We start from the raw sequence: 23,170 nt of genomic DNA, 5'->3' as shown, positions 1-23,170 counted from the left end.
CGTGCGAAGGCAAGTCGAGCGGTCGGACCTGATGGTCTCGTGACAATTAGGGGGGTCCGAGCCGAAACACCACGTTCTCCTCATAGGTCGTAAACAGTACCTCGCCGTTCGGTCGAACGGCCAGATAGGCCGGCTTTTTGGGCATGGAAAGGGGTCCCGGGCCGGCAGGCGCCCCGGCGGGGCCGCCCAAAAGGGTGGAAACGGTCCCCGATGGGATGTGGATACGCCGAAGAGCGTTTCCGTCGATGTCCACCAGGTAAAGCAGGTCCCCCTGGAAGGCGAGGCTGCTGGGCGTGAGGAAACGCGCATCGAGAAGGGCCCCGTCGACGTGCTTGGCTTCGCCGCGGTTGCCGGCGAACGTGGTCACCTGCCCGTAGCCACTCGCATCGAGCGCAACGCGCCGAATGACGTGGTTGCCGCTGTCTGCAACGTAGAGGGCGTTGTCGTGGAAGGCGAGCGCGCGCGGCGTGTTGAAGGTCGCCTCGACGTTCGAGCCGTCCGTGTAGCCGAGAGAGCTGCCCGCGACGGGGCTCACGCGGTAGTCCGCCGACGCGAGATCGAGCACGCGAATGCGGTGGCTCAACGTGTCGGCCAAGTAGAGCTTTTGCCCGACGGGATCGAGCGCGATGCCCTGCACGTCCTGAAAGCGGGCGCTCTTCCCAGGACCGTCGATGGTGCCGCGCGACCAGGCCTCACCGGCAATGGTCTTGGTTTCGCCCGTGGCCAGTGCAATTTGGCGCACCAGCTGATCGCCGCTGGCGACGTACGCGAACCCCTTGGCCTCGTCGATGGCAACGGCGTTCGGGTAACCGAAACGCGCGGGCACGCCGTCGATGGGATCGTTTCGTTCGTCGTCGGCACCGGCAAGACGGGTGACGACGTTGGTCTTCAAGTCGACGTGGCGGATGTCGGCGCCAATGGCTTCGGCGATGAGCAGCCTGTCCGAGGCGAGGGCGAGCCCGCGCGGCCAATCGAGAATGGCCTCCTTGCGCGCGTCGCCGTTGGTGGGCACGACGGCCTTGGCCGCGAACGAGGTGACCGGGTAGTTGTCTTTGAGCAGCACACGGCGCACGTCGGTGCCGCCAGCTTCAGTGACATACAACGCCGCGCCCTCGGGGCCCACGACCACCGCCACGTCGTGCGGCTGGAACAAGCGCGCCTCGACTCCATTCACGGCATCGAGCGCACCGAATTTGACACCCGCCGAGGGCGGCGAGCCCACGATCGTGGTCACCGCGCCCGTGTTGGCGTCGACCTTGCGAATGGCGTGGGCCTGGCGATCGGCCACGTAGAGGAAGCCATCGAAATACGTCAGCCCGATGATGGCCGTAAAGCGCGCGGTGGCCGCGTCGCCGTCGACGAACCCGCCCGCGGGCTCGATGCCGGCGGCGCCGGAGACGGTGGACACGGTCTTGGCATCGAGATCGATCTTGCGGATGCGCGCGTTGGCGTTGTCGCTGACATAGAGGGTGCGCCCGTTGTGAGTGATGCCCGTGGGGAACTTGAACGTCGCCGTCGTCAGACTGCCGTCCGCGAAACCCTTGGTGCCGGCGATGCCGGCGAGGGTCGACACCTCACCGGTCACCAGGTTGATCTGCCGAATGACGTGATTGGCATGGTCGGCGACATAGGCCACCTGCCCCGCATCGTCGCAGTCGACGGCGTAGGGCAGATTGAACTGCGCGCCCGCACCCGTACCGTCGACGGCGCCCACCCCGTTTCCTCCCGCGAGAAGACTCACCATCTGTGTGTTGAGGTCCACCCGCTGGATGACCTGACCATTCACGCTCGCCACCAACAACGTGCCGGCGCCTTCGCGCGCCACCCCGAACGGGGTGTTGAACCTGCCCGCGGAACCGATGCCCTGCGTGGTTCCCGAGGCGCCGGTGAAGCCTGCGAGCGTGGTCACCTCGCGCGACACGGGATCGATCTGGCGCACGGTGTGGCCGAGACTGTCGGTGACATACAACTTCCCATTACCGCCGGCGGTGATCCCCAGAACGTCCCCAAAGCGCGCCGCATCGCCGATGCCATCGCGGAACATGCGCCCCACGGGAAGGCCGACGCCCACGGCGAACTGCCAGGGATCCGTCGCGGTGGCGGTGACCGTGGCGGTCACGTCCTCCGACGTGGCACGCAGCTCGTTCAGCGCGGAGGGCCCGAGCACCCAATGGATGCTCGCACGCCCTTGTGCGTCGGTCACCGGAGCGACGGAATCGGTGAAATAGCCGCCGCCGTTGCTGGCCGCAAAGGTCACCTTGCGCTGCGCCACGGGCGCACCCGTCGCATCGCGCACCTCGACGACCACCGGAGCGTCCAGCGCCTTTCCGACGAGCCCCGATTGCCCTGCGCCCGAAACGACGGTGACGGTGTAGCCGGAGCCGGACTGCTCCGGGAGACTATCGATGCCCAAGATGCCAGCGCACCCCACCAAGGAGCCGCATCCAAAGAAGAAGACGAAGCGATGTTTCATCGTCAGGGCGAAACTATACCCTCACGCGAGCGGTCGTGCTCGAAACCGTCACGGACCGAGACGGAAGACGACGTTCTCCACTTCCGACGTAAAAAGCACCTCACCGCCCGGTCGTACCTGGAGAAACGCAGGCTTTTGCGGCATCGTCGCCGGTGAAGGACCGATTCCGCCAGGACCTCCTACCAAGGTGGATACGGTGGCCGATGGAATGTGAATTCGGCGCAACGCGTTGCTGAAGACGTCCGCCACGTAAAGGAGATCTCCATCGAGCGCAATGCTCCATGGCGCTTGGAATTGCGCCTCCGCGGCGCGGCCGTCGATGGTGGCAGCCTTGGTCGGGACCCCGGCGAAGGTGGACACGGTCCCCGAGCCCTTTCCATCGAGCTCGATGCGGCGGATGACGTGGTTGCCTGTATCCGACACGTAGAGCACATTGTCCTTCAACGCGAGCCCACGCGGCAACGAGAAGCGCGCGTCCGCGCCGGGGCCATCGCGGTGGCCGGCGACGCTTCCGGCCACGGTGGTCACCGCGCGCGTGGCCAGATCGAGGACGCGGACGCGGTGGTTGCCCGCGTCGGCGATGTAGAGCTTGCGCGCCTTCGCATCGAGGGCAAAGGCCCCAATGTCGGTGAACCGCGCCGCGATCCCAACACCGTCCGCGAAGCTGCGCTCCCACTCTTTCCCCGCGATGCTGGTCGTATCGCCCGTGTCGACCTTCACCTTGCGAATGCGTTGATCGCCGCCGGACACGTAGACGACGCCCTCGGCCTCGTCGGCGGCCATGGCGACGGGAAACGCGAATTCCGCAACGTTGCCCGCACCATCGCGGGTGCCAAAGTTCTCGTCGGCGCGCCCCGCAATCCGTTGCACGCGGTTGGTGGCGAGAGCGAGCGCGCGGATGTCGTTGCCTTGATCCTCGCCGATGACGAGCTTTCCGCCGATGAGCGCGATACCGCGCGGCGAGGAGAAAATGGCCTCCGTGCGCGCATCGCCGTCGGTGGGAACGACCGCCGTGGCGGCCACGGTCGTCACGTTGTAGGGCGGCTTCAATTCGACGCGCCGCACATCCGTGCCGCCGCTCTCGCCCACGTAGAGCGCGTTGCCGTCGGGGGTGGGCGCGATTCCGTGCGGTCGGAAAAAGAGCGCCTCGGCGCCCGGGCCGTCCTTCGCGCCGAACTTGGGTGCACCGGCGGAGGGCGGCGAGCCCGCGATGGTCGTGACGGCGCCGGTGGCGATGTCGACGCGCCGAATGGAGTGCGCATCGCGATCGGTCACGTACAACGCACCGCCCGCGTAGGTGATGTTGGCCGGCGCCACGAGCCCCGATGTGACCCCGTCGGCCCCATCGACGTAGGTGCACGCCACGCTGCCGCCGCCCGCAAGCGTGGTGACCGTGCGGGAGTCGTGATCGAGCACGCGAATGCGACAGTTGCCGCGATCCGAAATGTAGATCTTTTGATCGTCGTGCGTGATGCCCATGGGGTAATTGAACCGGGCCGCCGTTCCGACGTCGTCGCGGAACTCCGGGGGTGCCCCCGCGTTGCCGGCGAGGGTCGTGACCCGGCTCGTCGTCAGGTCGATCTCGCGAATGTCGTGGTTGCCGTTCTCGAGGACGTAGACGACGTTGCGCTTCGCATCCCAGTCGAGCGCATAGGGCACGTTGAAGTTCGCACGGGACACGTCGGTGTCGCTCGCATTGGTGCCGGCCACCCCCGTGCCCGCGAAATACGTCACCTCGTTGTTGCCCAAGTCGACGCGGGCAATCTTGTTGGCGTACGTGGACGCCACGATCAGCCGGCCGCTGCCGTCGAAGGTCAACCCATAGGGCGACACGAACCGCGCCGCGGAGCCCACGCCATTTTGGGTCGCGCCCACGCCGGGGAGGCCCGCCAAGGTGGTGACCTGCTTGGTCGCAGGATCGAACCGACGGATGGTGTCGCCGAGGATGTCGCCGATGTACACCTTTCCATCGGCCCCCACGGCGAGGGCGCTCGGATCGCCGAAGCGCGCGTCCTCGGCGCTACCATCGCGGAACATGCGCCCCACGGGCCGCCCGGCGAAAATCCCGAGCTGCCATGGATGGGTCGCCGTTGCCGTCGCGGTGGCCTTCGCGCCCTCCGCATCCGCGGTGATCTCGTTGCGTTGCCCCGGGCCCAGCACCCAGCGCGTCTGCGCGCGCCCTTGCGGATCGGTGAGCGCGGTCACCTCGGACAAGAAGTAGCCGCCACCCGCGGTCGCCGTGAACGTCACCGAGCGGCCCGACACAGGGGCACCGTTCGCATCGTGCACCTCCGCGACGAGCGGCTGCGCGAGCTCCTTGCCCACCTCACCCGATTGCGCAGTACCCGATACGAAGGTCACCGTCGTGCCGCTGCCCGACTGCTCCGGCAAGTCGTCGATGCCGAGGATGCCCGCGCACGAAAGAAGCCCTGCGCATGACACCGCGAGCGCCATCCTCACGCGGTACGAACGATGTCCCCTTTTCATTCTGGGGCGGAACTATACGGCCTCTTCCAAGAGGGACGGGGTGCTAATTGAGCGATGGCCCGCCGTCGACGAACACCTCGAGGCCCGTGATGAAGCTGCTCTCGTCCGAGGCCAATACGGCGGCCACGTTGGCGATGCCCATCGAAATGCCGGCCTTGCCCGGAGGCAGTCCGGCCATGAGGCTCGCCTGCTCGGCCAGCACGTCCATTTGGCCGATGCCTTGAAGGCCGTAGGCCTCCGTGGGGCGCGGGCTCACGACGTTCACGCGTATCTGCCGGTGGCTCAGATCCGCGGTCCAACAGCGGGCAAACGAGCGCAACGCCGACTTGACGGCGCCGTACATGCTGAGGGCGGGTACGCCATCGCCGGCGCCGGGCGACGCGTTGAGGATGATGGAGCCCCCATCGCGAAACAGGGGAAGCGCTTTCTCGACGGTAAAGACCAGGCCTTTGACGTTGAGGCCCATGGCCTTGTCGAAGTGCGCCTCGGACACGCCAGACACTGGCGCGAATTCTCCAAGCGCGGCGTTGGCAAAGAGAATATCGATGCGGCCCCTCTCCCGAACGGCTTCGTAGAGCCGATCGAGGTCCGCCACGTTGGCCACGTCCCCCTCGATGCCCGTCACGCTGCCTGGCACGTTGTGGCCGACCTTTCTGACAACGTTGTCAAGTTCGCTCTGACGGCGAACGAGCACGAAGACGTGCGCTCCGTCCGCGGCGAACCGTTGGGCGGTGGCCAAGCCCACGCCACTGTTGCCCCCTGTGACGACCGCGATCTTTCCCTTTAGCTTGTCCATGTGCTCCGCCGCCATTCTCAAAAATACATATTTTGCACAGAACAGTCAGTATCTTGCATAAAAGCATGACCGCTGTCATCCCATTGTCACGCTATTTCGTGGCGCCCACATAACCTGACCCGTTGGAATTTGCGCAAGTGCGGTTCGAACGGAAAATGACGCAGCCGGCCCTAAAGTACGACGCGTGGCGTAATAAAGTCGAGAAAACAGCGGATCCGCGCGATGAACGGGGAGTTCCGATAGTACACGGCGTGAATGGGTTGTCTGTATTTGGCCATCGACGATCGAAGCAGCGGAACCAGGGTTCCTTCTTTGATATCCCGCCACGTCATGAAATTGGATAAGCATGTAATGCCATATCCATTCACAGCCAAGGCCCGAATGGTTTCACCACTCGCCGCTCTGAGGTGCGGTTCGATGGTCATGCGCTCGCTACCTTCGTGAAGGAGCGGCCAATCGTTCAAGGACTTGGGGCTGGTAAATCCAATCAGGCGGTGTTTCTTCAAGTCTTGGGTAGTCTTGGGTGTGCCCTTCGCCTTGAGGTACGACGGGCTCGCCACGATGTTGAGATTGCACGATCCAATGGTCTTCGCGTGCAGTGTGGAGTCGGACAGCGAGGCGATGCGAAAGGCCACGTCGGTGCGCTCCTCCAAAAGATCGACGATGTGATCGTTGCTGGCGACCTCCAGATGGATGTCCGGGTACAGCTCGGCAAACTCGGCGAGGTGGGGTGCGATGCCGTGCAGGATGAAGGGGACGGCCGCGTCGATGCGCAACCTGCCGGCAGGCTTGTTTTTGCGTGAGGCAAGCGCTTCCTCGGCCGCCTCCATCGCCTCGAGGATGGCGCGCGCCCGCTCGAGAAAGATCTCCCCCTCCTCGGTGAGCCCGAGCTTGCGGGTCGTGCGCCGGAGCAGCGTGGTCTCGAGCTTCTCCTCGAGCCGGCTGAGCGCGCGGCTCATACCCGAGGCGGTTTGCCCGAGCCGTTTCGCCGCGGCCGAAAGAGAGCCGGTCTCCACGACGGCAACGAATGCCGCCAATTCTTCGGTGGTGGTCCGCATGCGTGGCCTCATCAGTGGCCGCATCTGTGACTGGCAGTCAAGTATCTTTTACAGATTCAGCGAGTGCGTGCAAGAGTGAAGACCCTTACTACTCCGGCATGACCAACACGATTCCAAGCATGGGTCTCGGCACGTTTCGATTGCAGGGAGAAGTCGTCCGGCAATCCGTGCGCGACGGACTCGAAGTCGGTTATCGCCACATCGATACCGCACAGATTTACGAAAACGAAGCCGACGTGGGCCAAGCCATCGCCGAGAGCGGCGTTTCGCGCAGCGAGCTTTTCGTCACGACGAAGATTTGGCTCGAGAACCTCGGCAAGGAGAAGCTGGTGCCCAGCTTGAAGGCGAGCCTCGATCGCCTTCGCACAGACCACGTCGATCTCACGCTGATTCATTGGCCGTCGTCCGATGGAAAGGTGCCGCTGGCCGAAACGCTCGACGCGCTCGTGCAGGCCAAAGAGGCAGGCTTGACGAAGTTGATCGGGATTTCGAACTTTCCCATTCAGCTCGTCGAAGACACGTTGAAGATCCTCGACCGGAGCCTGGTGGCCACGAATCAAATCGAGGTGCACCCGTTCCTGCAAAACGGCAAACTGCGCGCGTTCAGTGCGCAAAAGGGCATTCATGTAACGGCCTACCTGCCGCTCGCGTATGGGAAGGTGATGAGCGATCCCGTGCTGCAGTCGATTGCGGCAAAACACGGTGTCACACCGGCCCATGTGTCGATTGCCTGGTTGAGGCAGCTCGGAATGGCCGTCATTCCGTCATCGACGAAGAAAGCTCACTTGAAGGCGAACCTCGATGCGCAGAAGCTGGTGCTCGATGCCGGTGATATGGCCCGCATCGCCACGATCGACCGGGGCGAGCGGCTGGTGAGCCCTGATTTTGCTCCCGCTTGGGACTGAAAGGATTTCACATCATGAACATCTTCGTAACTGGAGCATCCGGATTCATCGGCGGCTCGGTCGCTGCAAGCTTGGCCCGCGACGGCCACACGGTTCGCGGGCTCGTGCGCAACGCAGACAAGGTGAAAGCGCTTTCCACCGTGGGAATCCAGGGCGTCGTGGGCAGCCTCGACGATCGCGCATTCCTCATCGAACAGGCGCGCTGGGCCGATGCGGTCATCAATGCGGCGGATAGCGATCACCGGGGCGCGGTCGAGGCACTCATCGAAGGTCTCGAGGGCTCGGGCAAGGTGCTCGTCCACACCAGCGGCTCGTCCATCGTGGGCGATGCATCGGGCGGTGTTTTCTCCGACAAGATCTACGACGAGGACAACCTGCCCGAGCCGACGGCGCACAAAGCCCCGCGCGTGGCCATCGACCGACTGGTTCTCGCGGGCAAGGACAAAGGCATCGCCTCCGCGGTACTTTGCAACACGCTGATTTACGGGCACGGTCTGGGCATCGGGCGCGACAGCGTGCAGCTTCCGCGACTGGTGGAACATGCCAAGAAGGCCGGCGTCGTGCATCACATCGGACCGGGCACCAACATTTGGTCCAACGTGCACATCGAGGACGTGGTCGATGTCTACAAGCGCGTTCTGGAGAAGAAGCCGCGCGGGGCGTTCATGTTCGTCGAGAGCGGCGAGGCTTCGTTCAAGGACATGACCGATGCCATCGGGAGAGCCTTGGGGCTCGGACCGGCGCAGCCTTTCCCCGTCGAGGATGCCATTCGCGAATGGGGCTACGAACACGCCTCGTACGCGCTCGGCTCCAACAGCCGCGTGCGCGGCAAGAGGGCACGCACGGAGCTCGGCTGGCAGCCGAAACACACTTCGGTCATCGATTGGATTTCGAAGGATCTCACCAAATGAACACCGTGACTCGTCCCTTGTTGGGCATGGCCTTGTCGGCGCTTTCGGTGGTGGCCTGCGTGCAAGCGTCGGCCGCGCCGAAATCGCCATCGGGCACCGCGGCGCTGAGCGCGGCCGATCCGAAGTCCGCCGTTCCGGTTTCCAAGTGGGGCGCGGACGACGAGATCGGCGCGGCCAACGAGCTCAAGCCGGCCCTCGTCGTGGCCGCGACCAAGCTGGTCAAAACCGGAAAGACGTACCAACTCGGCATGGAGGTCAACAAGTCGACGCCGGCGTTTCGGCATCGCAACTTCCGCCTCATCACCACCAACCCGGGCCAGGAAGGCGGGAAAACCGAAGGGCCCAACAAGTTCACCTACAACGACGAGCACTTCGAGGGGTGGCTCGGCGTCGGCACGCAGTTGAACGGCCTGGGGCACATTGGAATCGATAGCACGTATTACAATGCCAACCGCGCACGCGACTTCGTGGACATCGAAGGGGTGAAGAAGCTCGGGCTCGAGAAGACGCCACCCATCGTGACGCGGGGGGTACTTCTCGATATGGCCGCTTACTACGGTACGGACGTGGTCAAGGAAGGCACGGCGTTTTCACCGTCGGACATCGAGACGGTGCTCAAGAAAGAGAACGTGACCATTCAGCCGGGCGACGTGGTCATCTTCCACACGGGTTGGCTCGACCTCGCAGGAAAGGACAATGCGCGGTTTCTAGCTGGCGAACCGGGTATCAACCGTGCCGCTGCGCAATACCTTGCAGAAAAGCGGGTGGTGGCCGTGGGCGCGGACAACTGGGCGCTGGAGGCGGTCCCCTTCGAGAAGGGCGCAGGCACGTTCGAGGGGAATCAAACGTTGATTACCAAGAATGGGATTTACGTCTTGGAGAATCTGGTGACCAAAGACTTGGCGCACGACAAAGTGTACGAGTTTCTCTTCGTGCTCGGGCATCCGCGCTACACGGGGACGACCCAATCGATCATCAATCCGGTGGCGATTCACTAGCTGGCGTTGGGGCGGAAGTCGATTTCGACTTCCTCGGTCAGGCCAGGCGCGAGGAATCGACGGTAGAGGCCCTGGCTGCCGTCGTCGCTGACGCTGATCAATTCGCCGGGGGCGATGTCCACGTAAACGACGCGCGGGGCTTCGCCGCTGGGGCCACGAACGAAGACCTTCGTCTGCGCTTCGCCCTGGACGCGGGCGGAGTAGAAGGCGATCTCGCGGTGGTTCTTGGGAACGATCGGCGCGTCGCGGTCGACGGCGGGCGCCATGGCGACGACGGCGTCGCGGCTCTTGGCCTCGTGGTGGCAACCGACGGCTCCCGCCACGAGCGAGACGGGGACGAGGACGGTCGAGAGCAAACGGGCGATGGTGTTGTTCATGATGGTGTTCTTTCGCAGGAGGGGTTGGACAAATTTCAGCGGCCTCTGACGGCGCGTTCGGAAGGGGCTATCGCAACCGCCGTGCCACCGCCCGCGCCCGGGAAAAACCGCGGATTTCTCCGCGCAATCGGTACCGTGGCCGCTCGCCCGTGGGACGGCCATCCCAAATTCGGGAATCGGGACTCAACGAAGGTGCCGCTTCCCACGGTCGAGTTCCCCGGTGGGTGACTCAACGCCAGGTACCGAGCATCGCTTTCTCAGCGTACTCCACCCCGGACGCGGGCAATGGGCCGTCGAAGGTCCCGCCGAAGAACTCGTGATCGAAGGATCGAATCTCGGTGTGGCGCGGACCGCGCAGGCTGAGACGCGCGGTCTCGCGTCCCATGGCGTCGATGCCGTAGAGGAATCCTTGGCCAAGCTCCACCCACATCCCCGTGTCCTGCTGCACGAAGTCGTTCACACCCGAGAAGAGGACGCCGTCGTTCGCGTCGAACTTGCAGTCCAGGGTGTAGTCATTGCGCTTCACATCGATGGCGCCCGACTCGGCGGTGCCGCTCGAAAGGGTGCCGCGCACCCAGCTCAGATCCCACTCCATGCTCTGGTTCGTCGCTTGGAATCGGTCCACGCGCACCGAGCCGCAAAGGGCCACGCGATCGTCGCGCATCGCGATCCCGGAAACCATGGGCGCGGCGCGTGTCTCGCCATGGTGGAACAACTGCATCGTCGCACTCCGTCCGTCGGCCGAGAGGCGTGTGACCATCGTTTGATACGACGGACCGGACCAGGCCCGATCGTCGCGCCCGAAATGCTGCTCGTAGGCTTGGAACACCTCCCCATCGACGGGGAACGCGATGCCAATCCCTCCTGCACCGTCGACCGTAAGGGACTCCTGGCCAAGGCTCACGGTCCACGATCGAACGATGGGCAGGACCTGGCGTGACCAGATCACATGGAGATCCGGCGTCAAGGCATACACCTTGGTACCAAAGCCAAGGGTGCTCAGAATGGCCTCCTCCCCGCGTGCGGCCAACACGAGGTGCCGCAGCGGGCCGGGCACGAAGTCGACATGCACGATCCCGTCGCCCGGCACCGGCAACGGCTGGACCTTGCCAAGCACCGAGGTTCCGTCGGGCTGCAGCTCGAATTCGTACACGAGACGCTCGTGCATCGGCGGTTCGTCGCGCAGCGCCGTTTCGCGAATCAGATGAAGATCGGCGCCGAGACGGCGCAGCCACACCGATTGCAGCACGGGCCCGTCGCGACGAACCTCGACCACCGTGAATTCACCGCTTGGATGCACGACCACGTCGGCCAAAAACGTCATCGGCGGCGAGCCCGCCGACGCCAGCCGGTGCCCTTGCGGGTCGAACGTCTCGAGCGCGCTCGAAACGTAGAAATCGCGCCTGCTTTGTTGCGCGCGACGGATCGCTGCGACGTTCCCCGACGGCGTGACCACGACCCGAGCGATCTCGTCCCGATACGCGTCGCCCACGCGCCGGAGGGGCACACCCGTGTGCCAATCGCCTTCGGCAAACGGCGTATCGTCGCGACCGCCTGGGGGGTCATTCGTGGAATCGCTGGTGTGGTTGCAACCGCAAAGCAAGAAGGTAACGCACGTCAGAACGCGGCGAGTGGCTGTCATGGGGCGGCGCACCCTCGCACAAAGTTCGCGACGGCGCGAACTTCACCAGCCGGAGTTCATTCCGACCTTGCGAAAGAATGAATCGGGGGCGCCGCCGCGGTCCAGACCGCCCTGGCCGCAGCCCGAAACGGAGACGGTGTCGAAGGTGACGGCGCCGCGGTGCGCGCTGTCCACGATTTGAATGCCGTAAGTCGGGGCGTTGGTGACCTTGACGTTCTTCAAGGTCACGTTGCCGAACTTCGCCTGGTCGGCCGCGCTCAGAAGCTCGGGGGAACAGCGATCGCCGTCGGAGACGCAGGCCGTGCCGAAGCCCTGAAGCTGGATACCCGAGTTGGCGGGGGCGTCGACATCGATGTTCTCGAGGGAAACGTCGTTGATATCACCCTCCCGCACGTACAGCTTGATGGCACCATGGCGGAGGGGTTGGCCGTACTTGTCCGTGAACATTTCGCCCCCGGCCCGGGCCAGGGAGATGTTTTTGAATGTCGTCACCGTCGATCCGAAGGGGTACGCGGAGAACTCGTTGGCCATGAGAATCCCTGGGTAGGTGAGCACGTCCTCGCAGGTGCTGTCCTCGAACTGGTTGCCTTGGCCACCGTAGTTGGCAAAACAATTGGCACGCCAGGGCATCTGCACGGACAGATGACGAAACGTATTCCCATGGCCGACACCTTGGTCGGGAGCATTCTTCGCATTGGCCGGGATGTATCCGTCCCCGTAACGGTAGGTCATCTCCTTGACCCATTTCGTCCATTGGATGGACCAGATGGCCGCGGCGTCGTCGCCGGTATTTCGAAAGTGGCAATGCTCGACCAGCGAGTTGGAGGTGCCATTGGCCAGGTTGATGCCATCGGCGTACGTGTTGCGAATGCGCAGGTTGCGGATGGTCAAATTCTGGGTGGGCGCATCCTGGTACGGAGGATCGCTGCCCACCCAGATGGCCGCCACCTCGTGCTCGATCCAGAGATTCTCCAGCAGGGAGCCACTTCCCATCGGCCCGGCGAATGCTTTCTGCGGTCCCGCGGTGTCCTCGCTGCGCGATTTGGTTTCACCGAAAATCGAGAAGTCTCCGTAGGTACACTTCGTGTTCGCGCCGATGCAGAAGAACATCGCCTTTCGCCCGCGCAAGACGGTGTGCCACATGCCCGCGCCGCGTACCTCCACCCCGGGGTTGTCCAGTCCCATGTTGCCGCCGTCGATGCGGTTGGCAAGGTATTCGCCTGCAGGGAACCACAACTTCGTGGTCTGGCGCAGCGCATTCAAAATATCGTTGGCGTGTTCCTTACCGTCGTTCGGCTGAATGCCAAATTCCGTCACCGAGCGGAATCCCGCGGGCATGGGCAACGGCGCGGGTGCCATTTCGAAATCGACCAGATCGATCACGTAAAATGCCGCGGTATCCTGCGCGTCGCGCTGCAGCTTTACCTCCGCACCCGACGGAATTTCGGCAAGCAACGTGCGCGTCTCGTCGAAAAAGGTGTGCGGTTGCTCTGCGGGTGTGTCGGTGCCTGCCCCCATGGCCGACCCCTTGTACGACCACGCGTAGCGCGAGGTGAGTGACAGGGACTTCACCCGTGTCCCATTCACATAGAGGCCGAGCGTCGCATCGATACCGCCACCGTTGGACGCGTCGGGGATGGAAAACCGCACGACAATCGAATTTGCCTTGGCCGTGGTTCGGAAAGACACGTAATCACCTGTCTTTCCAAGGCGCACGGCCTTGCGCCCCACCGCCTCGGCCTCGATGTGATTCGAATCCCACTTGATGCGGCTGGGGCCAAGGATCGTGGCATTCGTCATGCCATCTTCGGCCTGATGCTCGATCCACGGCACCGTCGCGCCGCGGCCCGCGGGAAAGGCCGTTGCACGCGATTCGAGCCGCGCTTCGTCGCCCGGGCGATCGGCGCTGCACGCGGCAAATGCGGCAAATGCGATAGGCGCCACAAGCATACACGAGGTACATCGGAGCTTCGCGCGTTGCGTCCACAACATGGGCTCCCCTTTGGCAAAGAGAACCATTGTGCAGGCAACAATGTCACTTGTCATCAAATTAGTGAGCCCACACCAACCCGGTGTGTCGTTTGGCGATGCGCACGGGACTCATTACGCTTTCGCGGCATGCGCGACATGGCCGTTTCACGCAACGCGGTGTTTTTCCTCGTCGGCGGCAGCATCCTTCACGCCGCGTGCGGCGCGCCCCCCTCGCCGTCTTCTTCATCGCCCTCGCCGTCTCTTTCGTCGTCGTCGTCACCTAGGCCGGCGCAGGAGGGTGGGCAGCCCGCATCGCACGTGAATGGATTGCCCATCGGTCCCCCCCGGGCCGTGACGTTCACCGACGTGGCCACGTCGTCCGGCCTTGCCGCCGTGCGCAAAGACGTTTCGGACTTTTTCGACATTCACTCCGACGATTACGACGCCGACGGCTGGCCCGATATCTTCATATCGGACCACAAGACGCGGCATCGGCTGGCCATGAACGACCGCACGGGCGGCTTCGTCAACCAGCCGCTCCCCGCCTCCGATGCGCAAGTGTGGTCGTTCATGGCGGTCGACTTCAACAACGACGGCCGCCTCGATTTGTCCACCAACTGGGATTCGGCGTCCATCAAAGTCTACCGCAACGACGGGGGTCGCACCTTCACCAACCTATCGGCATCGCAGTCCTACGAGAGCCAAGCCAACGGCATGGCCTGGGCCGATTGGAACGCGGATGGCATTCCCGATTACATGGTCAGCGGTTTCTTTGGGAATCGGCTGTACCTCGGCCGTTCCGGCGGTGGGTTTTCCAAGGTCACGTCGCCGGCCATTCCGACGCAATATGCGCAAGCGTCGCTTTACTTCGCCGATCTGGATGGCGATCACTTTCCCGATGTTCTGATTCAGCCGACGAATGCGGCCGTCGGGGCAGGCATTTTCAAGCCGGAGGTGGAGCACACCACGAAGGTCCTCTTCAACAAGGGCATCGCCGGAGCCGGGGCCGGCTTTCACCCCGGGGTGTCCAATGGACTCGAGGGCTGCCCCGGCCCAGCCATTGCACTCGGGGATTATGACCTCGATGGAGATCTCGATCTCTTTTGCGCAGGCTCGGCCCCCGGTGGCGTCACGCAGCCGCGCAAGACCTTCCGCGTGCGGCTGTTCGAGAATCAGGGCAATGGCACCTTCGTCGACGTCACCGGCGCCGCCGGCCTCCCCACCGGAGACAAGACGGTCAACGAGTACCGCGTTCTCTACGCGCAATCCGTCTTTGCCGATTTCGACAACGATGGGCGCTTGGACATTCTCTGGATCGAGCCCGAACCCGGCGGCATTCGCCTTTTTCAGAACATGGGCGGAGGCTCCTTCCAGAACGTCGGCGCCGCCGCCGGGCTCGATGCGTACCGGCACGATGTACCGCGCTTTATGGTCACCGACTTCGATCGCGACGGGGCGCTCGACATCGTCACCATGGTCGGCACCGCGGCGCCCAAGCTCTCGCTTTTGAAGAACGAGGTGCAAGGCACCTCGTGGCTCGACGTCACGTTGGAGGGGAGTTCGCTCAAGACCGCCGCCAACAGCAAAATCCATATTTACGAAGCAGGACATCTCGGCGACCCTGCCCACCGCGTCGGCTACCGCGAGGTGCTGCTCGCGTACAGCCACCGCGCTCCACTCGCACAGCATTTTGCCGCGCTGCCTGGCACCAAATACGATGTACGCGTTCAATTCTGGCCCGAGCGCACCGTCGTCGACGTGCACGATCTCGCCGGCGGACAGCGCGTGCGCATCCGAGCAACGGGCGGCTGCGACTCGTTCTGAGCGCACTACAAGTTGTCCGAATCGGACAATCTGAATCGAACAACTTGTACGACGGCCGCGTGCCTTCGCGCCGCCAGGCTCCAGTTTCCGCTGTTTTCGCCAGTCGCGCGGACGGCCCGCGCCTTGCTCTATCTCGAGGGCGGCGGGGGCAACGACAAGACAAGACAGCAGAGAAGGAGACTCTCATGGTGAAACGATGGCAGAAGGCGCCCTTTGCGCGGCGTAGCGGAGTGCTGATGCTCCTGGTCCTCGGTGCGGTCGCCGCGTGCAGTGCGGGCGACGACGGTGAGGGCGACACGAAGGCTCAGGTCACCGCCGACGGCGTTGAGGTCACGAATGTCACCATCACCCCCAGCAGTGGCTCGGCGGCGGCTCGCTTCACCGTCAAGACGTCCCAATCGCTTCGTTTCAATCAAATCGTGCTCGCGGTGCGCGATGCCGAGGAGCGCAATTTCGACTTTTCGCGCCAAAACGACGTGACGGTCGATGGCACCCGCACCTTCGAGGGCACCAGCGGCGAGCTGGCCAATGGCGATTACAGCGCGTGGGTTGCCTACACGCTCGATGGCTCGCATTGGAAGAGCGCTTCGGCGCCCATCACCTTCGCCGTCGGCGACACCGGGTCGGAGAAGGACGCGGGCGCAGGCACCGACTCAGGCCCTGGCAAGGATGGGGGCACCCCGACGGTCGACTCCGGTACGACCACGCCACCGCCGCCGCCGCCTCCGGGCAAGAGCCTCGTGTTCGATGCGCCGTTCAATGACACTTCGAACTGGACCGTGGGCCGCAGCTCCTCGTACCCGGGTTCGACGAACCCCGGCGACAACAAGCTCGATTACATCTCGGCGAGCAATGCCCCCGACAGCGATGGGACGTTTCGCGCCACCAAGCGTTCCGACGGCAAGTGGGACGCGGACCTGGTCACCACCGAATACAGCTCCAAGAAATTCGAACTAAAGCCCGGCGATGAACTCGACGCCACCGTCACCCTCGGGCCGGAATTGGGCGCGTGGCCGGCCATTTGGACCTGGGGCAAAGACCTTTCCTCGGGCGTCCAGTCTGGTCACGGAGAGGTGGACCTGTTCGAATACCACCCGGACAACGTGGATCTGCTCGAGCTTTCGAACCACGTTTCCGACGGGCACACGGACTACCGGAACTCGAACAACGTCAAGCCGGGCAAACCCTTCGATTTGAAGGTCATTTTCGGACGTTCTTCGGTGGACTGGTACATCAACGGCGCCTCCATCTTCAAGGACGGCAAGGGTGTTCCCGCCAACTGGACCGCCTACCCGATCGTGAACATCTCGGTCTGCGCGGGGCAATACCACCCGGCGCCGCCGTCGTCCCTCTCGTCGATGTCGTACAAAGTCACGAATTTCCGCGTGTACCGATAATCCGTAATCGTGCAGCGTTGGTGGGGTTCGCTTGATGATCGCATGAGGCGGGATATCATGCGATGGCCGGCGAGCCCCAATGCCATCTGCATGCAACAATTCCGAAGACATCGAAGCTTTTTTGTCGGGCAAGCTCTCAGTGGACGAGGGCCGGCGCCTCGAGCAGCACGTCGACCATTGCAGTGAATGCCGCGTGCTGATCGGGGCGTTGGGCCGCGGCTCGTCGCTCATCACGCAGCCGACGGCCCACGTGAGGCCCGACGCCGCACACGATGCGGCGGCGCCCATTCGAATCGGAGAGCGCGTGGGGCGCTACGTCATCGTCGATTGGCTCGGCGAGGGCGGCATGGGCGTGGTGTACGCCGCACACGATCCGGAGTTGGACCGCACGGTGGCGCTCAAGCTGCTGCGCCAAGGCGCCAGCGACACCGACGTCGATCACGGAGAACGCCTTTTGCGCGAGGCGCGCGCGATGGCGCGGGTGGGACACCCCAACGTGGTGGCGGTGTTCGACACGGGTTTTCACGGAGAGCGCATCTTCATTGCCATGGAGCGGGTCGAGGGGCCGACGCTCCGGGAATGGCTGAAGATGCAGCGGCGAACGTGGCAGGAGATCGTCCGCATGTTCGTGCAAGCGGGGCGCGGGCTTTTGGCGGCGCATGCCGCGGGGTTCGTCCATCGCGATTTCAAGCCGGAAAACGTGCTCATTGGCGCGGATGGACGGGCTCGGGTGACCGACTTCGGGCTGGCGCGGGCCGATGGTCCTTCGCCGCAGTCGCACCGTTCCGGGGCGGACGGCATCGTGGAGTTCGATCGGAGCATCGCGTTCGGAACGCCGGCCTACATGGCCCCGGAGCAACTGCGGTTCGAGCATGCGGATGCGCGCTCGGATCAATTCGCCTTCGCGGTGGCGCTCCACGAGGGGCTCTATGGGAGGCGGCCCTTCGCGGGCACCTCGTTGCCCGAATTGTGCGAGGCCATCATGGCCGGGCGCATCGGCGAGGCCCCAAGGGGCAGCGGTGCGCCGCAGTGGCTGCGCCGCGCCTTGATCCGCGCGCTGCACGGCGATGCGCGCGAGCGCTACGCGTCGATGGAGCCGCTGCTCGATGCGCTGGAGCGCAATCCCTATGCACGATGGCGAGGCCGCGGCATTGCACTCGGGTGCGCGCTGGCCTTGGCCGCGGGCGTTTGGGGCGTCAAAACGACGCGGGCCGCCCCGGAGCCGCGCTGCCAGGATGCGGCGCAAAAGCTGGTCGGCGTTTGGGACGAGGCGCGCAAGCGCACGGTGCACGATGCCTTCGTGGCCACGGGCGCGGATTACGCGGAGCAGAGCTTTCGCACGGTGAGCCAGGCGCTCGATGCCTATGCGCGCGATTGGACGCGCGGGCGCACCGATGCGTGCGAGGCCACGTGGGTGCGTGGCGAGCAATCGGCGGAGCGGCTCGACCGGCGCATGGCCTGCCTCGACGAGCGCCTCAACGAGGCGAGTATGCTCACGGACATTTATGCGCGCGCGGACGTGAGCACCATGCAGAACGCCGTGGTGGCCGCGCAGTCGCTCACGATGCCTGCACTCTGCAGCGATCCGAGCCGGCTCGGGCCGAGCGCCCTTTCGCCGCCGGAACCCGCGAAGGCCCCGCGGGTCGAAGCGTTGCGAAAGCGGCTCGCGGAGATCAAAGAGCTGCGCGACGCCGGCCACCCCAAGGACGCGCTCGGGCCTGCGACCGAGGTGGTGACGGAGGCGCTCGCCGTGGGGTACGCCCCCATCGAGGCGCAGGCGCTTTTCGCGCACGCCGAGCTTCTCGCGCTCACGGGTGCGCCTCCCAAGGAGGCCGAAACGGCGCTTTACGAGGCGGCGTGGGCAGCCGATCGCGCGCACGACGACGAGACCCGCGCGCAAGCGTGGATCAAGCTGGTGTTCGTCGTGGGCACGCGGGAACTGCGCAGCGCCGACGTGCCTCTGCTCAATGCGCAGGCCGTGGCGGCCATCGCCCGGGCGGGTGCACCGCGCGATGCGGAATACGCGCGACGCTTTACGTTGGCCACGGCATACCGCGAACAAGGGCGGTTCGGTGAAGCGCGCACCGAGCTCGAGGCGGCCGTGGAGCTCGCCCGGGGGCACTTCGGCCCCGAAAGCCGGCAGATGGCCAAGGCGGTGGGGGATCTGGGGTGGAGCCACATGATGCTCGGCGAGGATCAGGCCGCGCGCGAACACTTTCAGCGCTCGCTCGAGATGACGGAACGCCTGCTCGGTCCCACCCACCCGGACATGGCCAAAGCGCTGAACGCGCTGGGCGTCCTTGCGGCCAAACAGGAGAATTTCGCGGAGGCGGAGACCTTCGAGCGGCGCGCGGTGAGCATCCTGGAAAAGGCCCACGGCGCCGTTCATCCGGACGTCGCGGCCTACTTCGACAACCTGGCCGACACGCTGCGCGAGGAGAAGAAGTACGCCGAATCCCTCGCCATGCACACGCGCGCTCTCGGCATTTACGAGCAGATCTTCGGGCCGGAGCATGCGGAGCTGGTCTCGTCACTTCTCGGCATCGGGCACACGCAGCTCGACGCCGGTAACCGTCCTGCGGCGATAGCGGCCTTCGAGCGCGCACTCCGGCTCCACGGAGAGGGTGGCGATCCTTTGTGGCGTGCCGATACGCAGCTTCTCTTGGCCGAAGCCCTCGATCGACGCGAACGACGGCGCGCGCGGACCCTGGCCATCGCCGCGCGGGATGTCTACCGCAAAGATGCGACCGGAAACGCGGTGCAGCTCAAAGAAGCGGAAGACTGGCTGGCCAAGAACCCGTAATCACAAGGCGTTCGGCAGCGGAAGACCGGCGCGGAAGGCGAGGATCGTCTCCACGGCACGCTGGGCTGCGCTCGCGGGATCGGTCTGAGCGGCCACGTGGGGAAAGACATCAATCCGCGGGTGGCGCCACGCCGGATGCTCGCGCGGGAGAGGCTCGGTCGCGTGCACGTCGAGCACGGCATGGCGAAGGTGGCCGCGATCGAGCAGCTCGAACAGATCGGCCTCCACGAGGTGCGCACCGCGGGCCAGGTTGATGACCACGGCGCCCTCGGGCAGAAGGCTCAAGGTCTCTTTGCGAAGGATGCCGTGCGTCTCCGGCGTCAGCGCGAGCAGATTGACGAGGATGTCCGCCTCGCGGAGCACGGCGGGCAAGCCTTCGGTGCCGCTTCGAACGACGATGCCCTCCACCTCGCGCGGGGAGCGATTCCATGCGACGACCCGGAAGCCCACGCGCGCAATGGCCTGCGCCACCGCGGTGCCCAAGGTACCCACGCCGAGCACGGCAACCGTGCGCGCGGGCGCGTACGACTGGGGCTGCGGCGACCAATGTTGGTCACCTTGTGCGCGGCGGTAAACATCGTGCTGGCGGTGCGCGGCCAGGACGTGCGCCAGCGCAGCTTCGACCATCGTCGTGGTGAGGTTCTCGTCGACGAGCCGCGTGATGATCGCATCCTTGGGCCGCGTCGGATCGGCCACCAGATGATCGACCCCGGCCCACAGCGAAACGATGAGACGGAGGTTGGAGAATCGCGCCAGCGCGCCGCGTGTCGGTGCGCCCACCACAGCGATGTCCACGTCCGTGGGATCGGCCGCGTCGGCGGCGACTTCGATCCGCTCGCCGGGAAGGCCGGCCACGAGAATGCGCTGCACCGTCGCCAAACTCACGCGTTCGAAAAGGGCAATGCTCATCGTGAGCGGTATTTATGCCTGAATCTGGTCTCCCGTGGGGTCAAAACGCCGGCGCGGCGAGATCGCGTACTTCCCACACGCGCGCGTCATGGATCGTGCGCACGCAAACGCGCCTTTGCAGTGGATCCATGGCGCGCGAAATCGTACCGTACTCTGGATTCCCCTTTATGCCGCCTTGGGGGTCGAGCGGCGCTTACACCAGGAGCTCGACGATGAAGGCTCGTGCCTATTCGCTTTTTCTCGCCACGTGTGGCGCGGTCACCATTTCCCTCGGCGCGTGCGGAGACGACCCTCCCGGAGGACCGACGCAACCCGGAGCAGACTCGGGTTCACCACCCGATGGCGCCGTGGACGCAGGCAACGACGCGTCCGATGGGCGCGATGCGTACACACCGCCCGCCACGTGCCCTCCGCGGTTTACGGCCGCGCATTCGACCTTCCGTGATTGGGATACGGAATTCACACTTGCCGGGCTCACCGGCCAGGATGGATATCGACCTTCGGTCTACGACTTTGCCCGCGACAAAGATGGCAGCCTGCTCGTGGCCGGGTACTTCCGCTGGGCCGGCGCTTTACGCGTCGACGGACTGGCCCGCTGGCGCAATGGCGCGTGGGAGCCGGGGCGCACGAACTGGAACGGGCGCGATCCCGGGTCGGGCGGATTTTACGCGGTCGCGGTGGGTCCTGCGGGCGAACTCGCCCTCGCCGCGAACGCGGGTAAGAGCGGTGAGCTCGACGAGATCTGGGTCGACAAAGGCGCCGGGCTCGAGGTCGTGGGGCGCTATGCGAGGCGCGTTCGCCGTCTGGCGTGGATCGACGGAAAACTCTGGGTCGCGGGCGGAATGGAATTCGAAAACAACGGCCCCAAGAGATTGGCCATCTGGGACGGCATCACATGGATCGGCGCGCCAGGCGGCGATCCCAACGGGTACGTCTTCGACGTGGTGCCCGATGCGGAGGGCCACGTGCTCGTCGCAGGACAATTCGCGACCATCGGCGGCATCTCGGCGCGATTGATCGCCGATTGGGATGGCAAAGTCTGGAGTGCGAAGTACCAAATGCCTACCGACAGCTTCCGCGCGTTGACGCTTGCACGCGACGGCTCGGGCACCCTCCATGCGGGAGGGCTGTTCACGCTCGACGAGGCGCATCGCGCGTCGTCGAGCTTCGCCAAATGGAATGGCACGGCCTGGGAGGTCGTCGGAAACGGGGTGGCTAAAACGTTCGGCACCGGCGTGGTGAGCCACATTCTGGCCCACGACGGAGCACTCTACGTGACGGGTTGCTTCGACCACGTCAACGGCGGCGAGGACGCGCCGAACCGCATCGCATCGGACAACGTCGCCAAATGGAACGGCACCGCGTGGACATCCATCGACGATGGCTCCAAGCCGGTGAGCTCGCACTGGTATTCGCCAAACGTGTGCGGTGTCGAACCGAGCCCGGAGGCCATCTGGGAAATGCCGCGCCATCGGCTCGTCGCCGATGGCACGCGCGTGCTCATGGGCGGCGCCTTCGGCGGCGCCGGGGGCGTGCCGTCGCAGAGCATCGCTGCGTACGACGGCGCATGGCAGGCACTCGGCACAACGCAGGAGGGCATCTCCGGGGAGATCTCCCAGCTCGCATCGTCGCCAAAATCGTGCACGGTCTACGGCCTCGCGCGGGCGAGCCACTCCGGCGGCAAGCCACTCACCTCGCCTGTAACGCGCTACGGAGAGACCGGATGGGTTCCCGCGGCGCCGGCCCTTCCTGCGAACACGCGGTGCGATCGCATGGTCGTCGGCAAGGACGACACCATCGTCCTCGCGTGCAGCGAGCAGGCGCAGCCCGAGCCGGTGGGGCGCGTGCTCGTCCTGAAGAACGGTGCGTGGACGCGCCTCGTGGAAGACCGATTGCCCGAGATCGTCGACGTCGCTTACGCGCCGGATGGCTCGCTCTGGCTCGTGGGCGGAGACGGCGCGCGCGGCTTCCTCGCCCGCTGGGATGGAACGAAGCTCGTCTCGCCGAGCAGCGAGAGCCTCGACGGCGCGGGACTCCGCTTGGCCTTTGCCCCGCATACGGACGACGCGGGCTACGACGTGATCGTGGGCGGCATCTTCGAGCACGTGGGCGCGCTGGCGGCCGATCGCATCGCGCGCTGGAACGGTACCACCTGGAGTGCCCTCGGGAACGGCACCGCTGGCAACGCCGTCTCCGCGATTGCCGCCACCAAGGATGGCATCTACGTCACCACGCAAAAGGAAAACGACGCGTACCGCATTCTGTCACGGTGGGACGGCAAGACATGGATCGAGCTTGCCACGCCGGAAAACGGAATACCCAAGCCCTACGAAGGGACGACGCACACCTTCACGTCGCTGCTGGCGCTGCCCGACGGAAGCCTTATCGCCGCCGGCTACGTGTGGCCGGAAACCGGCGGCCGCAACGTCTTCTACTTCGACGGAAAGAAATTCACATCCGTCGGCGGCGGCGCAGCCGCGATCAGCGTCGACTCGATCGCCCTGGGCGCGGACGCCGTCTACTTTGCCGGGTCCATCGCGGAAGTCGGCGAGGGAGCGAAGCTTCGGGCCTCGGTGGGTGTGGCACGCATTCCGTACGAATCGAGCCTATAGTCACACC

The 23,170-nt window shown here is 64.9% G+C and carries 15 protein-coding genes; 7 read left to right on the top strand and 8 right to left on the bottom strand.

Annotated elements, in window-relative coordinates:
* Nucleotides 1-46 precede the first annotated feature (46 nt).
* The 4 genes from LVJ94_50180 to LVJ94_50165 all read right to left on the bottom strand — a co-directional run bounded on the left by LVJ94_50180 (nucleotide 47) and on the right by LVJ94_50165 (nucleotide 6,814).
* Nucleotides 47-2,473, bottom strand: a complete 2,427-nt coding sequence (locus LVJ94_50180) for a hypothetical protein (protein ID WXB05051.1) — start codon at nucleotides 2,471-2,473, stop codon at nucleotides 47-49.
* 48 nt (nucleotides 2,474-2,521) lie between these two features.
* Complete coding sequence (locus LVJ94_50175; GenBank protein ID WXB05050.1) at nucleotides 2,522-4,960, bottom strand: hypothetical protein; 2,439 nt, start codon at nucleotides 4,958-4,960, stop codon at nucleotides 2,522-2,524.
* A 43-nt stretch (nucleotides 4,961-5,003) separates the two neighbouring features.
* Nucleotides 5,004-5,756, bottom strand: a complete 753-nt coding sequence (locus tag LVJ94_50170) for an SDR family oxidoreductase (protein WXB05049.1) — start codon at nucleotides 5,754-5,756, stop codon at nucleotides 5,004-5,006.
* A 170-nt stretch (nucleotides 5,757-5,926) separates the two neighbouring features.
* A complete protein-coding gene (locus LVJ94_50165; GenBank protein WXB05048.1) occupies nucleotides 5,927-6,814 on the bottom strand; it encodes a LysR family transcriptional regulator in 888 nt (295 codons plus the stop codon).
* A gap of 98 nt (nucleotides 6,815-6,912) precedes the next feature.
* Here LVJ94_50165 and dkgB point away from each other — a divergent pair, with 98 nt between their 5' ends.
* Genes dkgB through LVJ94_50150 form a run of 3 tightly spaced genes read left to right on the top strand, consistent with a single transcriptional unit; the run spans nucleotide 6,913 to nucleotide 9,628 of the window.
* A complete protein-coding gene (gene dkgB, locus LVJ94_50160; GenBank protein WXB05047.1) occupies nucleotides 6,913-7,719 on the top strand; it encodes a 2,5-didehydrogluconate reductase DkgB in 807 nt (268 codons plus the stop codon).
* A gap of 14 nt (nucleotides 7,720-7,733) precedes the next feature.
* Entirely contained in the window at nucleotides 7,734-8,630 is an 897-nt protein-coding gene (locus LVJ94_50155; protein WXB05046.1) for an NAD-dependent epimerase/dehydratase family protein, read from the top strand.
* Nucleotides 8,627-9,628, top strand: a complete 1,002-nt coding sequence (locus tag LVJ94_50150) for a cyclase family protein (GenBank protein ID WXB05045.1) — start codon at nucleotides 8,627-8,629, stop codon at nucleotides 9,626-9,628. Before LVJ94_50155 ends, LVJ94_50150 begins: the two co-directional genes overlap by 4 nt.
* Here LVJ94_50150 and LVJ94_50145 read toward each other — a convergent pair.
* The 3 genes from LVJ94_50145 to LVJ94_50135 all read right to left on the bottom strand — a co-directional run bounded on the left by LVJ94_50145 (nucleotide 9,625) and on the right by LVJ94_50135 (nucleotide 13,597).
* On the bottom strand, nucleotides 9,625-10,005 hold the full coding sequence (locus LVJ94_50145) for a hypothetical protein (GenBank protein ID WXB05044.1): 381 nt from the start codon (nucleotides 10,003-10,005) through the stop codon (nucleotides 9,625-9,627). The genes LVJ94_50150 and LVJ94_50145 overlap by 4 nt on opposite strands.
* 229 nt (nucleotides 10,006-10,234) lie before the next feature.
* Nucleotides 10,235-11,647: a hypothetical protein gene (locus LVJ94_50140; protein WXB05043.1), complete on the bottom strand. Its 1,413-nt coding sequence runs from the start codon at nucleotides 11,645-11,647 to the stop codon at nucleotides 10,235-10,237.
* Between the two features lie 42 nt (nucleotides 11,648-11,689).
* Nucleotides 11,690-13,597 (bottom strand): hypothetical protein, encoded by a 1,908-nt coding sequence (locus LVJ94_50135; GenBank protein WXB05042.1) that lies wholly within the window; start codon nucleotides 13,595-13,597, stop codon nucleotides 11,690-11,692.
* A gap of 168 nt (nucleotides 13,598-13,765) precedes the next feature.
* Here LVJ94_50135 and LVJ94_50130 point away from each other — a divergent pair, with 168 nt between their 5' ends.
* From LVJ94_50130 to LVJ94_50120, 3 genes are all read left to right on the top strand, one after another.
* Nucleotides 13,766-15,442: a VCBS repeat-containing protein gene (locus tag LVJ94_50130; protein WXB05041.1), complete on the top strand. Its 1,677-nt coding sequence runs from the start codon at nucleotides 13,766-13,768 to the stop codon at nucleotides 15,440-15,442.
* Nucleotides 15,443-15,627: 185 nt separating this feature from the next.
* Entirely contained in the window at nucleotides 15,628-16,839 is a 1,212-nt protein-coding gene (locus tag LVJ94_50125) for a family 16 glycosylhydrolase (GenBank protein ID WXB05040.1), read from the top strand.
* 79 nt (nucleotides 16,840-16,918) lie between these two features.
* Entirely contained in the window at nucleotides 16,919-19,642 is a 2,724-nt protein-coding gene (locus LVJ94_50120) for a serine/threonine-protein kinase (protein ID WXB05039.1), read from the top strand.
* Here LVJ94_50120 and LVJ94_50115 read toward each other — a convergent pair whose 3' ends face one another.
* Nucleotides 19,643-20,551: a glyoxylate/hydroxypyruvate reductase A gene (locus LVJ94_50115; protein WXB05038.1), complete on the bottom strand. Its 909-nt coding sequence runs from the start codon at nucleotides 20,549-20,551 to the stop codon at nucleotides 19,643-19,645.
* A gap of 212 nt (nucleotides 20,552-20,763) precedes the next feature.
* Here LVJ94_50115 and LVJ94_50110 point away from each other — a divergent pair, with 212 nt between their 5' ends.
* Nucleotides 20,764-23,163 (top strand): hypothetical protein, encoded by a 2,400-nt coding sequence (locus LVJ94_50110; protein WXB05037.1) that lies wholly within the window; start codon nucleotides 20,764-20,766, stop codon nucleotides 23,161-23,163.
* Nucleotides 23,164-23,170: the final 7 nt, after the last annotated feature.

Source organism: Sorangiineae bacterium MSr11367 (genome assembly GCA_037157805.1).
GTDB classification, from domain to species: domain Bacteria; phylum Myxococcota_A; class Polyangia; order Polyangiales; family Polyangiaceae; genus Pendulispora; species Pendulispora rubella.
This window is presented reverse-complemented; position numbering and strand designations above follow the sequence as displayed.